The organism is Flavobacterium glycines, from assembly GCF_900100165.1.
Taxonomy (GTDB): Bacteria; Bacteroidota; Bacteroidia; order Flavobacteriales; family Flavobacteriaceae; genus Flavobacterium; species Flavobacterium glycines.
In genome coordinates this window covers 1,054,353-1,069,007 of record NZ_FNEO01000001.1, presented here as the reverse complement: position 1 = coordinate 1,069,007, position 14,655 = coordinate 1,054,353, and the positions used below count along the sequence as shown (strand labels likewise).

The 14,655-nt window shown below is 35.3% G+C and carries 11 protein-coding genes and 1 tRNA gene; 6 read left to right on the top strand and 6 right to left on the bottom strand.

Annotated elements, in window-relative coordinates; translation table 11 throughout:
• Nucleotides 1–27: 27 nt before the first annotated feature.
• From recJ to BLR17_RS04185, 4 genes are all read left to right on the top strand, one after another.
• Nucleotides 28–1,725 carry a single-stranded-DNA-specific exonuclease RecJ gene (recJ, locus tag BLR17_RS04200; protein ID WP_066327460.1) on the top strand — a complete coding sequence of 566 codons (1,698 nt, stop codon included), beginning with the start codon at nucleotides 28–30 and terminating at the stop codon, nucleotides 1,723–1,725.
• The gene (locus tag BLR17_RS04195) at nucleotides 1,725–3,014 is read left to right on the top strand and encodes an MFS transporter (RefSeq protein WP_066327599.1); all 1,290 of its coding nucleotides are present in this window, start codon (nucleotides 1,725–1,727) and stop codon (nucleotides 3,012–3,014) included. The genes recJ and BLR17_RS04195 overlap by 1 nt, the downstream gene beginning before the upstream one ends.
• A 121-nt stretch (nucleotides 3,015–3,135) precedes the next feature.
• A complete protein-coding gene (locus BLR17_RS04190) occupies nucleotides 3,136–4,185 on the top strand; it encodes a glycosyltransferase family 9 protein (RefSeq protein ID WP_066327461.1) in 1,050 nt (349 codons plus the stop codon).
• An 83-nt stretch (nucleotides 4,186–4,268) separates the two neighbouring features.
• Entirely contained in the window at nucleotides 4,269–4,625 is a 357-nt protein-coding gene (locus BLR17_RS04185; RefSeq protein WP_066327463.1) for a hypothetical protein, read from the top strand.
• Here BLR17_RS04185 and BLR17_RS04180 read toward each other — a convergent pair.
• The 3 genes from BLR17_RS04180 to BLR17_RS04170 all read right to left on the bottom strand — a co-directional run bounded on the left by BLR17_RS04180 (nucleotide 4,622) and on the right by BLR17_RS04170 (nucleotide 6,794).
• Nucleotides 4,622–5,365, bottom strand: a complete 744-nt coding sequence (locus BLR17_RS04180; RefSeq protein ID WP_066327464.1) for a UDP-2,3-diacylglucosamine diphosphatase — start codon at nucleotides 5,363–5,365, stop codon at nucleotides 4,622–4,624. The genes BLR17_RS04185 and BLR17_RS04180 overlap by 4 nt on opposite strands.
• Before the next feature lie 84 nt (nucleotides 5,366–5,449).
• Nucleotides 5,450–5,902 (bottom strand): 6-pyruvoyl trahydropterin synthase family protein, encoded by a 453-nt coding sequence (locus BLR17_RS04175; RefSeq protein ID WP_066327465.1) that lies wholly within the window; start codon nucleotides 5,900–5,902, stop codon nucleotides 5,450–5,452.
• A gap of 130 nt (nucleotides 5,903–6,032) precedes the next feature.
• Entirely contained in the window at nucleotides 6,033–6,794 is a 762-nt protein-coding gene (locus BLR17_RS04170) for an enoyl-CoA hydratase/isomerase family protein (protein WP_066327466.1), read from the bottom strand.
• Nucleotides 6,795–6,902: 108 nt separating this feature from the next.
• Here BLR17_RS04170 and BLR17_RS04165 point away from each other — a divergent pair.
• Both BLR17_RS04165 and BLR17_RS04160 read left to right on the top strand, forming a co-directional pair.
• Nucleotides 6,903–6,979, top strand: a tRNA-Ala gene (locus tag BLR17_RS04165).
• Between the two features lie 47 nt (nucleotides 6,980–7,026).
• Nucleotides 7,027–7,275: a GIY-YIG nuclease family protein gene (locus BLR17_RS04160; protein ID WP_066327467.1), complete on the top strand. Its 249-nt coding sequence runs from the start codon at nucleotides 7,027–7,029 to the stop codon at nucleotides 7,273–7,275.
• 94 nt (nucleotides 7,276–7,369) lie between these two features.
• Here the strand turns inward: BLR17_RS04160 and BLR17_RS04155 are convergent, their stop codons facing one another.
• The 3 genes from BLR17_RS04155 to BLR17_RS04145 form a co-directional block, all read right to left on the bottom strand.
• Nucleotides 7,370–7,852 carry a hypothetical protein gene (locus BLR17_RS04155; RefSeq protein ID WP_066327468.1) on the bottom strand — a complete coding sequence of 161 codons (483 nt, stop codon included), beginning with the start codon at nucleotides 7,850–7,852 and terminating at the stop codon, nucleotides 7,370–7,372.
• Between the two features lie 104 nt (nucleotides 7,853–7,956).
• Nucleotides 7,957–10,443, bottom strand: a complete 2,487-nt coding sequence (locus BLR17_RS04150) for a glycoside hydrolase family 31 protein (protein WP_066327470.1) — start codon at nucleotides 10,441–10,443, stop codon at nucleotides 7,957–7,959.
• 105 nt (nucleotides 10,444–10,548) lie between these two features.
• Complete coding sequence (locus tag BLR17_RS04145) at nucleotides 10,549–14,487, bottom strand: hybrid sensor histidine kinase/response regulator transcription factor (RefSeq protein ID WP_169817157.1); 3,939 nt, start codon at nucleotides 14,485–14,487, stop codon at nucleotides 10,549–10,551.
• Between the last annotated feature and the right edge of the window lie 168 nt (nucleotides 14,488–14,655).

Sequence of the window (14,655 nt, the reverse complement as noted above, 5' to 3'; positions counted from 1 at the left end):
GCTATCGGAACTAAAATCTAAAATCAAATGCGTTGGACTCTTAAACACAAACCGTCGAAAGACAAAATCAAACATTTGGCGCAAGCCTTAAACGTTGAAGATTTTGTTGCTCAATTATTAGTACAACGCGGTATTGAAACTTTTGAGGAAGCCAAACATTTTTTTCGTCCTTCGCTAGACCATTTGCATGATCCTTATCTGATGAAAGATATGGATAAAGCGATTGAACGAATTGAAAACGCTATCGAAAATCAGGAACGCATCCTTGTTTTTGGGGATTATGACGTGGATGGCACCACAGCCGTTTCATTAGTTTCCTCTTATCTTAAAAGTTTTTATCCCTATGTAGCCACCTATATTCCCGATCGTTATGACGAAGGTTATGGCGTTTCATTCAAAGGAATTGACTTTGCCGACGATAACGAATTTACACTAATCATAGCGCTGGATTGTGGTATCAAATCGATTGATCATGTGGCCTACGCCAAAGAACGAAATATCGATTTCATCATCTGCGACCACCACCGTCCGGGAGATACTTTACCCGAAGCCGTTGCGGTTCTCGATCCCAAAAGAACCGATTGCACTTATCCTTATGATGAATTGTGTGGTTGCGGAATTGGATTCAAACTCATTCAGGCTTTAGGACATAAACGAGGAGAAACCATTGAAGATTTAGTTCCTTATCTCGATTTAGTAGCTACTGCCATTGCTGCCGATATTGTTCCAATAACCGGCGAAAACAGGGTACTGGCTTTTTTCGGTTTACAAGTCATCAACAACAACCCAAGACCGGGAATTAAAGCTTTAGTTCACCAAATCAAAAAACAAACCTTAGATATTACTGATGTTGTTTTTATCATTGCTCCCAGAATCAATGCGGCGGGACGCATTAAACACGGGAATCATGCCGTAAAATTACTCAGCGAATTTGATTTTGAACAGGCACAACAATTTGCTTCGGAAATCGAGCAATACAATGCCGACCGAAAAGATTTAGACAAACAAATTACCAAAGAGGCATTTGAACAAATCGAAAAAAATCGGGAGCAAGAGCGTTTTACAACCGTAGTTTTTCAGGAAGACTGGCACAAAGGCGTTATCGGAATTGTGGCTTCCCGATTAATCGAAACCTACTATCGTCCTACTTTGGTTTTCACCAAAAGCGGAGATAAATACGCCGCTTCGGCCCGTTCAGTAAAAGGATTTGATGTTTATAATGCATTGGAAGCCTGCTCAGAACATTTAGAGCAATTTGGCGGACACATGTATGCTGCAGGAATGACTTTAAAAGCTGAAAATTACGCTGCTTTTAAAGAAGCTTTCGAGGCACAGGTTCAAAAAACCATCCACCCCGAACAACTTGTCCCTGAAGTTGAGATTGATGCCGAAATTAATTTTTCGGATATCACACCTAAACTTTGCAGAATCTTAAAACAATTCGAACCTTTTGGCCCAATGAATATGACCCCTGTTTTTTTAACCAAAAATGTTATTGATACAGGCTATGCTAAAAAATTAGGTCAGGAGGAAGAACATTTGAAACTATTTGTAAAACAGCCCCAAAGTCCGGAAACAGGAGGTATTCCTGCAATAGGTTTTGGATTAGGCAATAAAATAGAATTAACAACGAATCAAAAACCATTTCAAATTGCTTATTGCATTGATGAAAACGAATGGAATGGTACCGTTTCAACACAATTACGACTAAAAAGTATTCAATAATGACTTCAAAAAAATTAGATAAAAAAGATCCCTACGCAGCCTTGCGTTACAAAGAATTCAACACCTTTTTATTTCTTCGCTTTGCCATGGTTTTTGCCTGGTCTATGCAATTTATTGTTATCGAATGGGAGGTTTACAGCATCACTAAAGATGCGCTGTCATTAGGAATTATTGGTTTAATGGAAGTAATTCCAGCCGTTTCACTAGCCTTATTTGCAGGACATATAGTAGACCAAAAAGAGAAAAAAGGATTGCTGATGAAATGTATTTTCGGTTTCTCAGTGATTAGTTTTGGATTATTTCTTTTAACCTGGCCTGTTGTCGTTGAAGGATTTTCGAAACAAATTATTTTATACTGCATTTATTTTCTGGTTTTTCTGGGAGGATTGGTAAGAGCCTTTCTTGGACCAACTATTTTTTCACTGTTATCATTAATAGTTCCAAAAAAAGTTTATCCTAATGCCGCCACCTGGAGTAGTACGGTATGGCAAATAGGTTCGGTTGTAGGTCCGGCTGTTGCAGGATTTTCAATCACACTTATGGGAGTTCACTGGTCATTATGTCTGGTTTTTGCCTGCTCTGTAATGGCTTTATTGGCTTTATCACAAATCAGTAAAAAACCAATTCTAAATCCTAAAATTGGAGAACCTGTAATGCAAAGTTTAGGAGAAGGAATCAAATTTGTATTTAATAACAAAACCGTTTTAGGAGCAATAACACTGGACATGGTTGCTGTGCTTTTTGGTGGTGCAGTTGCCTTATTACCGGTTTTTGCTCAGGATATATTAAAAGTGGGGCCAGAAGGTTTTGGTTTTCTAAGAGCTGCACCTGCTGTGGGCGCTTTCCTGACTATGTTAATTACCGCTTATGTTCCTTTGAGTAAAAATGCAGGAATGAAATTATTAGGAGCTATTTTTGGATTTGGAGTTTGTATCATCATTTTCGGTCTCTCTACGTTTTTTTGGGTTTCACTTTTAGCGCTGTTTTTCAGTGGTGTTTTCGATGGTATTTCGGTGGTGATTCGCCAGACTATTTTACAAATCAAAACTCCCGATAACATGCGTGGAAGGGTTTCGGCTGTAAACTCTATGTTTGTTGGTTCTTCGAACGAATTAGGTGCTTTTGAAAGCGGATTAACCGCCCGATTGATGGGAACTGTCACCGCAGTGGTTTTTGGCGGAAGCATGACCCTGTTAGTAGTTTTAACAACCGGGATTATCTCCCCTTCTTTTAGAAAATTAGACCTTACTAAAGACATTGAGGAACACGAAAAAGAAGAAAACAATTAAAAATCACCTCTCTTATTCCATTTAAAAAATAGGCCGATTTGTTAAAAAAAATAATTCTTAACCATTTATTAATCTAACTGATTTGGTTTTATAGTACTTTCAACCCTTTTATAAAAAATATATGAGCTTTAAAACATCGATTAATGCGGTAAGAAGAAAAATTACGCGCAGTTTAACTAAGAATATTGGAACTACTAAATTCAATCAAAACACCAATAGTAATTCCAAAACAGATTTTAAAAATGTGTTAATCTGTCGTCCCAATCACCGACTTGGAAATTTACTTCTTATCACTCCATTGGTTCAGGAAATCAACAATACTTTTCCGGATTGCAAAATTGATATTTTTATAAAAGGAGGTTTAGGACCTATTGTATTTAAAAACTACCCTTCGGTAGAAAATTTCATTGTTTTACCCAGAAAACCATTTAAAGATTTCATCAATTATGTTAAAGTTTGGTTTAAAATAAAACAAAAGAAATACGACTTAGTAATTAATATCGACAAGGGCTCATCATCAGGGCGTTTGTCTACTCAATTTGCCAATGCTGATTTTAAATTCTTTGGAGAATTAAACGAAGAAATTGTTAAAAATCATCCCGATTACAAACATATGGCAAAATATCCTATCTACGAATTACGCCATTATTTGAATCAGCTTGGTTTTCAAAATCTGCAACAAGAAATTCCAACAATTAACATAAAACTTAGTGATAAGGAACTACTGGATGCTAAAGAAATATTAGACCAAATTGTTCCAAATGACAAAAAAACCATTGCCATTTTTACTTTTGCTACCGGCGCAAAATGTTACAGCCCAGAATGGTGGAATCCGGTTTATGAAAAATTGGTTGCTACTTTCCCTGACTATAATATTGTTGAAGTATTGCCTGTTGAAAATGTTTCTCAAATAGGTTTTAAAGCACCTTCCTTTTACAGTAAAGACGTTCGTGAAATAGCTGCATTTATAGCTAATACCGAAGTTTTCATTGGTGCCGACAGCGGAATTATGCACCTGGCCTGTGCTTCTCAAACTCCGGTTTTAGGATTGTTTTCGGTAACTGTGCCTGAAAAATACGAACCTTACGGCAACAATAGTATCGCTATAGATACCAATAAAACAGATCTGGATTCGATGATAGCAATTGTCAAAAAACAGCTAAAACAATAGATTTGTTTTAGCTTAATTTTTTATTATTTTTATTTAGAATAAATATAAATAATAATTATATTTGTTTCATACATTGAATAACCATGGAACAGATACATCAAATCTATCTCAACAGTATAGGAATTGCTTTTTATTGGGAAAAAGAAGAAGGAATTATTCCTAATAGGGTTCAACTTATCATTAAGGAAATAGGCTTGTTTTTTAGCCTTAGCGAATTAAACGATTTTAATTATTTAATAAATGAAAGTATTGCCAAAAACAGCTGTTGCGAAACTTGCAGCTTAAAAAACAGCAATTGCAAATTTTTACTTAAAACCCCTATGTATCAAATTGATTTATCCGTTTCTATGGACGAATTGAACAAGATAAAAGATTTAGTAAACGGAACTTTGTTCAGAATAAATATGGAAAGTTATTTAAACGGCGAAGGAAAAAATTAGTTTTCAAATTTCTTAATTTCGAAATTTTCTCCGTCGAAAACACCATAGGTAAAATACGAGATCCAATCTCCCAGATTAACATATTCAGCGTTTTTGCCCACAGGATGAATCATCGGTAAATGGCGGTGACCAAAAACCAAATAATTATAATGTTTGGTTTCTAATTTTCGTTTGGCATACAAAATCAGCCATTCGTTGTCCTCACCTAAAAATTTCACATCCGATTCTCCCGAAATCAGTTTGTTTTTTACCGAAAGGTATTGTGCCAAACGCACTCCCAAATCAGGATGTAGCCATCTGAAAAGCCATTTTGAAAAAGGATTGGTAAACACTTTCTTCATGCGTTTATAACCCAAATCACCGGGACCTTTACCATCGCCATGACCAATTAAAAAAGTTTTTCCGTTAAAGCTAAACTCTTGGTTATCGTGATAAACGGGAATATTTAATTCTTGCTCAAAATAATCCTCCATCCACAAATCGTGATTTCCAACAAAGAAATAAATTGGGATTCCGCTGTCACGAATTTCAGCTAACTTCCCTAAAATTCGAACAAAACCTTTAGGAACAACAGTTTTATATTCAAACCAAAAATCAAATAAATCACCTAAAAGAAAAATAGCTTCGGCATCTTTTTTCACTTCGTCAAGCCAGGCAACGAATTTTTGTTCACGAGGGAAACTCAATTCAGCTGTAGGTGCTCCAAAATGTTGATCGGAAGCAAAATAGACTTTTTTCATAGAGAAGTTATGAGTTATGGATTATGGGTTATGAGTTTAAACGTTAGCAATGCTATTCAACGTATAACTCTTAACGTATAACTTTTAGAAATTATCGCTGGCAAACCATTCGGCAAAAGAAGATTCTGTTTCTTGCAATTTTAAAGAAAAAAGTTCAATACCATTAGGCAGTCTGCGAACAATTCTTTGGGCAAAATCAACGACCATATTCTCAGAAGTAGGCTGATAATCCACTAAAATAACATGATGCCCACGATTTTTTAATTCTTCGGCCAATTCCACATGAGGTGTAGTTTCGTTAAATACTGTGGCATGATCAAACTGGTCTACAATTTCTTCTTTGACAATTTTTTTCAAATCCGAAAAATCAATTACCATCCCAAATTTAACATCATTACGATTCGTAATTGGTGAACCAATAACCGTTACAGACAATTTATAACTATGACCATGCACATTTTTACATTTTCCATCATAGCCGTAAAGTGCATGACCGGTTTCGAAACTAAATTGTTTTGTAATTCTGATTTTACTCATCGATTTGAATTTTAGGTTGCAAATTTACGAATTAATAACTGTTTAAATAATAAATTCCAAATAAAGAAAAATTCAAAACTATTGGAATTTTTCTTTATTTGGAATTTAAAAATATTGGAATTCCCTTTTTTTATTTCTTAAACTGTTCCAATGCATTTTTAGTAAAATCAGATAACACCAGCTTTCCTGTAATTGCAGCTCTTTCTAATAAAAGTGATTCCCAATGTTGCGTTCCTTCCCAAATAACTTTCTTCATTTCCAACAAAGCATCAGGGTTATAAGAAGCTAATTTAGACGCAAACGCAGCAATAGCCGAATCTAACAATTCGGGAGTTTCAAAAACGGCTGCATACAATCCTTTTTGTTGTGCCCATAAAGCCGATTTCCATTCGTGAGCTGCTAAAGTCATTTCGGTCATAGCCGTTTTCCCAATCTTTCTGCTTACGGCAGGTTCAATCACAAATGGTCCAATTCCAATAGCTAATTCTGATAATTTAATGGCGGCATTTTCTGTCGCAAAAACATAATCACAGGCAGCAGCAATACCCACTCCACCTCCTACAGCTTTTCCATGAATTCGTCCTATAATCAACTTAGAACAAGAACGCATGGCATTAATTAAATGAGCAAAACCGGAAAAGAAAGCCAATCCTTCTTCCTGATTTGAAACAGCCAAAAGCTCATCAAACGAAGCTCCTGCACAAAAAGCGGCTGTTCCTTTGCTCTTTAAAACGATTACATTAACGGCATCATCAGCACTTAATTGATGTATTTCATTAGTCAATGCATCCAACAAAAAACGAGGAAAAGAATTACTTGCCGGATGTCCAAATTCGACCGTAGCAATATTATTTTCTATAATTGTCAGTAATGAACCCTTAGTATCTTGCATATAAATCCGGAATAGTTTTAGGTAAAGTTAAAAATATTCAACTGAAAGTATAGTTTTTAAAAAAAATGTTTTTTGAATACCATAAAATACTATATTTGCCCCTGCAATGGGGGATTAGCTCATTTGGCTAGAGCGCTACGCTGGCAGCGTAGAGGCGACCGGTTCGAATCCGGTATTCTCCACCAACAAAAACTCAAGTCAATTGACTTGAGTTTTTTTAATTTTTAGAGCTATGTTTTACACCTACATTATCTTCTCTAAAACTTTAAACAAATACTACATAGGCTCTTGCCAAAATATTCAGGAACGATTGACAGATCATTTGAATAGTCGAAGTCCTTTTACAAAAAAAGCAAAAGACTGGGAATTAAAATATTTCGAAAGTTTTGAATCAAGAAGTGAGGCTTATCAAAGAGAGCTCGAAATCAAAAAAAAGAAAAGCAGAAAGTATATTGAATATTTAACTGAAAATAAAAATTAAATTGTCCAGCTAGTTTGCAGTTTGCAAGGTATTCTCCACAAAAAAAGCCTGTAAATAAATTTTACAGGCTTTTGTTTTTTATGCATTCGTAGTATTATTTTCCAACACAATCAACAGTTGAAAATTTATACTTTACGTTTTCAAAATCTATTGGTTCTCCTTTAACAAAATAAGTAGCTCCCATCGAAGTTTCCATTTTACCATTACCTAAAATCAACAAACTATCTTTTTTCAAAAATGCCATTGGATTTTTATAAGTCACTTTTTCATTTCCTTCATCGATAAAAGTATAGCTTACCAATAAAGTATCCCCATGGTAATCACCATAAATTTCACCAATTTTTTTAGGCATTGCATAAATTTTCATTACTAAATCACCGGATACTTTTCCGCTTTTTAAAGTATTGACTTTTAAATCGATAGTGTCATTTTCATATACAGCCTTGTAGCAAGTAGCACTTACAATTTCTTCTACTTTTTCTTTAGCTTCCTTTGCCTCTTTTTTCTCTTCGCTATTTTTACAACTCACAAAAATGGTAGCTGCAAACAATACATAAAATAACGCTGAAATTTTCATATTACAATAGTTTAGATTAATAATTTAGAGTAGCTAATTTAAACATAAATTCAACTTAATTTGTCTAATTAGAGATTAATTATTCGTTTTAGCTTATATAAAAACTATTCCTTAACTGTAGTGGCTTTTCCGTTATAGATTATTTTTTTATCAAAAGTGCTTGAACCCCCAATTCCAGCTTTTTTATTAGCATCCACAAAGACTATGTTGAAAGTTCTAGAAGCTAACATCCCTTTAAAACTTCCATTTCTTTTTCCAATGGTTAGAGTTCGGAATTTTTCATTCCATTTGAATTTTATAGTAGAATAGGCACCTTTTTCATAATTGTAATTGTCATTCTCATCTTCGTATAAAGTAAACTCACCATTAGCGCCAGGATACACACGAATTTCAAGCGCATCCCATTTTTTCTCAGTAGCAAACTGCACTTTTGGTCCAAATGGAATTATACTTCCTGCTTTAATATACAAAGGAATTTCATCGATAGTTGTTGCTTTTTCTATTTCCTGACCACCATTCATTTTTTCGTTGGTCCAGAAATCATACCAGGCAGTTCCCTCCGGTAAATACACTTTGGTCGATTTAGCCTGGGTAAAAGTTACAGCTTGGGATTTAGTACCATTAGCATCATTATTTTTATTCCAACCGGTTTCTTCGTTTGATTTTACAATAGTTTCAGGAGTATATTGAGCATTCACAACAGGAGCAACCAATATTGATTTGCCAAACAAATATTCATTGTTCATGTCAACCACTTTTTTGTCGTTAAAATCCATTACCAAAGCACGCATCATAGTCGATTGACTATTGGTAATATCCCAGGCAGCAGAATAAATATAGGGCAACAGCGAATAACGCAAATCAATTGTTTTGGCTATCGCATCGTAGATTATTTCGCCTTTTTTACCAAAATTATATATTTCACGAGGGATATCGGTTCCGTGCGAACGCATCATAGGAGTAAATGCGCCAAACTGCAACCAGCGAACATACAATTCCTGAAATGATGGATTTTGAGTTCCGTCACCCCATCCTTTTTTATAAGCACCGGCAAAAAAACCTCCAATATCCGTATTCCAATACGGAATGGCACTCATAGAAAAGTTTAAACCAGCCGGAATTTGATTGCGCAACGATTGCCAGGACGAATTGACATCACCCGACCAGGTATTGGCTCCATAACGTTGTTGTCCGGCAAAGGCAGAACGCGTAAGAATAAAGATTCGTTTGTCAGCACTTGCTGCACGCTGATGTTCTGAAACGCCACCTACGGTCATCAATGGAAAAGCATTACGCACTTTTCGAAATGAACCCAAATAAGTTTTAATATCAAAATCAGAAGCTTTAAAATCCATGTGATCCGGTTCTGATGAATCCATCCACCAACCGTCAATTCCTACAGAAAAAAGACCTTTATTCAAATATTTCCAATAAATATCACGAGCTTCCGGGTTGTAGGGATCATAAGGCTGAACACCCGATGGATAATCACGGTTAGGCGGCCATGATTCTACTCCGGATTGTGGCCAGGTGCCAAAATTCAACAACATTCCTTTTGGTTGCATTTCTTTAAATTGCTTGGTCTGTGGTCCAAAAGAATTCCAGATAGAAATAATGACGTGTGCATTCATGTTGTGAATATCATCCACCATTTTCTTTGGTTGAGGGAATTCAGTATTAAGAAATTCCATCGCATTCCATAAATAATTATTGCCCCAGTATTGCCAATCCTGAATGATTCCATCCAATGGAACACCCAATTCACGGTATTTAGTCACTACACCTACCAATTCATTTTGGCTTTTGTAACGTTCTTTACTTTGCCAATAACCAAAAGCCCATAGTGGAAACATTGGAGCTTGTCCACTAAGTTCACGCATACCCGCAATAGATCCTTCAATATTTCCGCCAAGCACAAAATAATAATCAATACAATCACCAACTTCAGATTTGAATGATGTACTTTCCGGCTTGTCTTCAAAAACTGTTGGTGAATAGTTATCCCAAAACAATCCGTAACCTTTTGTAGAAACAAGGAAAGGAACATAATCATCTACATTACCTTGTACCATGTTGATTTTTGCATTACGCAACGATAATTTACCTCGTTGTTGCTGACCTAATCCATAAATAGACTCGTTTTTATCTAACGCAAATAATTGATTGATGCTATAGGTTTTAGAACCTGCATCATTGAAATCAGTAAAAGTTGCACCAGATGCTGCCTCACTTAAAAGAGATGCTCCGGAAAGGGTATTGAAAGATACTTTACCCGATTTGACATCAATAGCTACTTTTAGTTTTTCGCTTTTTAACAAAATTACATCTCCCTGCTGCTGGATGGTGAATTTGGTTTGCTGTGGTTTTTTGATAACCGAAAGACTCTCTTTTTTGAAAGCGACTCCTTCGGGTGATTTCAAAACACGAACAATAGTTGGGTTGTAAAACTGTACCTCAACATCCATAGACTGCAATTTGGTTTTTACACCTAAAGCCGTTTTTTGATAATTTTGAGCCGTCAATGAGGAAAAAGAAAACGCCACAAGCAACAGCAAGTACTGGCAGTTTCTATTCAGAAATGCATTTTTCATTTGGTTTATTTTTAGTTAATCAATACCAACCAAAACTATTTATATTCACATAAACGAATAGGTACGATATGTTGTTTTCATTGGTACATCTCGTTGTTTATTCGTTTATAACAACTCATTATCAGCATTATTATCATTTTGAGCATACTTTGACGGAGAGACTCCAAAAGCTTCTTTGAAATATTTACTGAAATATTTCTGCGTATTAAAACCCACTTTTTCCGCTACCTCAGCTACAGGATAATTTCCCTGAGTTAAAAGTTGGGCAGCCCGTTTTAATCGGATAGAACGAATAAATTCCGAAGGAGCAAGCCCGGTTATGGATTGCATTTTTTTATACAATACCGTGCGATCCATCCCTAAATCCTGACTAAACTGCTGAACGGAATAATCGGGATTATCCATGTTTTTTTCCATGCAATCCAGCGCTCTTTCTATTAACTGTTCGTCAATGGAAGTAATCGTAATCTCTTTGGGATTCACTTCTAATTTTTTCGAAAAGGCTGACTGCCTTTGATTTTTCTGTAGAATCAATTTCTCAATTCGAAGCAACAATATTTCCAAATTAAAGGGTTTAGCCAAATATTCATCGGCTCCCGATTGATAACCAGTCATTTTAAGCTCTTCAGAAGTTCGTGCCGTCAATAATATCACTGGAATATGCGAAGTTTGTACATTCAATTTGATGCGTTTACACAATTCGAATCCATCAACTTTAGGCATCATCACATCGCTTATAATCAAATCAGGAGATTGGGATAACGCTAATTTTTCTCCTTCTTCACCATCAGCAGCTTCAAAAACTTCGTATTTATGGGATAACTCATTTACGATAAAAGACCTTAAATCCTCATTATCTTCCACTACCAAAATTTTCTCTTTTTTAAACGCTGTTGGAATTAACTGATTATCGATTGTATCTTCTGGAACAACAAGAGTTTCAGAATACGCTTTTTCCGGAGCAAGATCTAAGGGGATTGTAAAAGCAAATACTGTTTTTACATTGGGTTCACTTTCAACGGTGATTGCTCCCAAATGCAATTCCACATACTCTTTTACCAAATGCAAACCGATGCCGCTTCCTCCCTGAGTTGTTGAAGCCTGATAAAAACGATTAAAGACATTAGACAAATCTTTTTCAGCAATCCCTGAACCTGAATCAATAACTTCTAACTGAAAAACATCCGATTTCAGAGTAGTTTTTGGCAATGACAATCGTATTCTAACAGTTCCTCCGACAGGAGTAAATTTGAAAGAATTGGACAGTAAATTATTGATTACTTTGTGTAATTTATCCTTATCAAAATACAGAAACAGCTCTGGTTTTTCGGATTGTATTGAAAAATCGATTTGTTTTTCTTCGGCTAATTTGCCAAATAAATCTTCGAACTGCATTACAAAATCTACTAAATCACCAAAAGTCAGATTCAGTTTCTCACCTGAAATTTCTAATCGTCGAAAATCCAATAATTGATTCACCAAATGCTGTAAATTCAATGCGTGACAATACACTAAACTAATTCTGGAATCCTTTATTTCTTTCAAAATAGATTCCAACGGCGTAATAATCAACGTAAGTGGTGTTCGGAATTCATGGCTGACGTTGGTAAAGAAATTAAACTTTAATTCATTTAATTTTTCTTCATTTTCCCTAATTAATTTTTGATTGGTCCATCGTTTATAATAAGTGAGCGATAAATAAAATAATAACACAACAACTAGCAAATACAACGCATAAGCTACAGGAGTTTTCCAAAAAGGCGAATGGACTACAATAGTGATTTGAGCATATTCATTCGACCATTCCTTACTATTATTGGCAGCATTGACTTTCAGCACATAATTTCCGGGAGCCAAATTAGTGTAAACAGCGGTTCCGGTACCGTTTTGAGCTACTATTTCGCGCCAATTTTCATCAACTCCTTCCAAACGATAACGATAATAAGTCTGCGTGGGATTAACATAATTCAATGCCGAAAAATCAATACTTATAAAGTTCTGATTGTAATTGAATTCTAAACTATTAGTCGCAGCAATTGCATTTTTTAATATCGTATTGCCATCGTAAGATTCACCCGGTTTTACTGGAGTTCCAAAAAGATTTAAACCGGTAAACAATGGTTTTTGTACTTGTTTGAATGACCATGGTTTTTGTAAATCAATACTATTGAAACCATTTACACCGCCCAAATACAATTGCCCTTTATCAGAAGCAAAAACAGCCGACGCTGTAAATTCATTTTCTAGTACACCATCAAAATGATTGAAATTAGCCATTGAAAAACGAAGCTGTTTTTCGTTAGCATTCACTACAATACGAGAAACACCTCCCGCAGTTGTAACCCAAATTCTACCTTGTTTATCTTCGATAATTCCTTTGATACTGTTGTTTACCAAACCATCATCTGTAAAAAGCGTATGCTGTTCCTTCGTTGAGGATTTCCAAACATGTAATCCATCCTGAGTACCAATCCACACAATTCCGCGACTGTCTTTAAAAATACAGCTGTATTGTTGGTTTTTATCCTTCAAAAGTTCTTTTAAAGGCTGACTAATCCTATTCTTTTTATAATTATAAACAAACAATCCAGCATTGCTTCTTCCTAGAAAAGAGTTCTTGTCAAACGTAATTAACTGAGAAACTGAAGCTAATCGCTCGCCATTTAATGTCAATTGCAACGACTGAAAAATACCGTTCACAGGATTAAAAACAGCCAAACCTTCGGATGTTGCTACTAAAAATTGTCCATCCGGCTTTTCTACAATGTAATTGCAATTTCCAACGAGTTGACCAATAAGTGTAACCTGATTGTTTTGTAAACAATACACTCCTTTATTTTTAGTACATACCCAAATTCGATTTTGAGCATCTTTGGTCATCGAAACACAATCAGCATCGGCTAGAAATCTTGAAAAAACAGCAAGTTTCGATGTTTCAGGAGAATAAATGTAAAGTCCATTTTTAGTTCCTACCAGAATTGTGTTTTGCGTTGTTTCCTGAAAACAAGTCACATCAATATCTTTTGGTTGTGTTCCAAAAAAAGTTTTCCCAACATTCTTAAATTTGAATCGGTCGGGATGGTAATACAACAATCCATGATTGAATGTGCCAATCCAGAGTCCGCCCTGTGAATCGTTGTACAGCGTACTGGCTTCGGTATTGACTTCAGTTCCATCAACCAACTTGAATGACGGAATAAAATGCTTTTCTTTCAGATTTTTGTCAATAAACCATAATCCAATGGCGCAACTCACCCACAAATTACCTTTGCTATCCACAGAAATGGTATTCAGCCAATAATCGGTTTCAAGGATTTTGGTATGAATCCGCTTTTTAATATCATAAGCCAACATGATTCCGGAAGCGCCATTGCGTATTTGAAACAAAGAATTATTCGATTGAGCAACCATTAAGGTGCGATTATATCTTTGTTGGTCCTGATACGACAAAGAATTGGTTTGATACAATTCTTTCGCTGTTTTCAAATCATAACAAACTATCAATCCTTTTTTATAGAACAAAAAAAGCTGTTGCCGGATAACAGCTACATCATAAAGTTCGTCTTTTTTTCCGTTAGGAGTTAAAACATTCGTAATAAAAACAGCAGTCGTTCTTTTCTTGGCATCCTTAAATAATAGTTTATCGGAAGAAGTAAGTACCCAATAATTGTGATAAGCATCAGCAAAAAAATCGGCAATAGGTTCATGAATTTCCATATCAGCTAAAACACTATCTGGTTTCGCCACAAAACGTTCCTGCTTAATGTCAATCCCCATCAGCTTTCCTTTGTCTTTTATCCAGACATAATCTTTGTCAACATAACCGTGATGAAAACCGGAATAACTGCTTAATTGGGAAATAGTATTAGCCTTGAGATGCAAATATTTAAAAGAAGTTCCGTCATAAATATTCGTTACGCCCTCGGTAGTGATAAGCATTCGTCCATCCTGAAGTTGTAAAATAGTACGTACCCTATTTTCTGAAAGTCCATTTTTAGAATCGATAGAAGAAAATACAAAAGATTGTTGTGCGTTTATCTGCAAGCAAAAACACAATAACCCAAGTAATAAAAAACGGCAAAAATAGTTTATCATCATTTTGTTGCTACATTCTTTTTCAATGTAACTTACAACGAATCTACAAAAAATGTATCACACAAATTAAATTCAAAACCATATGCCAAAAAATCCGTTGGGAAAATTTATCAAAAT

Coding starts and splice junctions, on each gene's coding strand:
- recJ (WP_066327460.1), top strand. CDS start 28: ATGCGTTGGACTCTTAAACACAAACCGTCGAAAGACAAAATCAAACAT.
- BLR17_RS04195 (WP_066327599.1), top strand. CDS start 1,725: ATGACTTCAAAAAAATTAGATAAAAAAGATCCCTACGCAGCCTTGCGT.
- BLR17_RS04190 (WP_066327461.1), top strand. CDS start 3,136: ATGAGCTTTAAAACATCGATTAATGCGGTAAGAAGAAAAATTACGCGC.
- BLR17_RS04185 (WP_066327463.1), top strand. CDS start 4,269: ATGGAACAGATACATCAAATCTATCTCAACAGTATAGGAATTGCTTTT.
- BLR17_RS04180 (WP_066327464.1), bottom strand. CDS start 5,365: ATGAAAAAAGTCTATTTTGCTTCCGATCAACATTTTGGAGCACCTACA.
- BLR17_RS04175 (WP_066327465.1), bottom strand. CDS start 5,902: ATGAGTAAAATCAGAATTACAAAACAATTTAGTTTCGAAACCGGTCAT.
- BLR17_RS04170 (WP_066327466.1), bottom strand. CDS start 6,794: ATGCAAGATACTAAGGGTTCATTACTGACAATTATAGAAAATAATATT.
- BLR17_RS04160 (WP_066327467.1), top strand. CDS start 7,027: ATGTTTTACACCTACATTATCTTCTCTAAAACTTTAAACAAATACTAC.
- BLR17_RS04155 (WP_066327468.1), bottom strand. CDS start 7,852: ATGAAAATTTCAGCGTTATTTTATGTATTGTTTGCAGCTACCATTTTT.
- BLR17_RS04150 (WP_066327470.1), bottom strand. CDS start 10,443: ATGAAAAATGCATTTCTGAATAGAAACTGCCAGTACTTGCTGTTGCTT.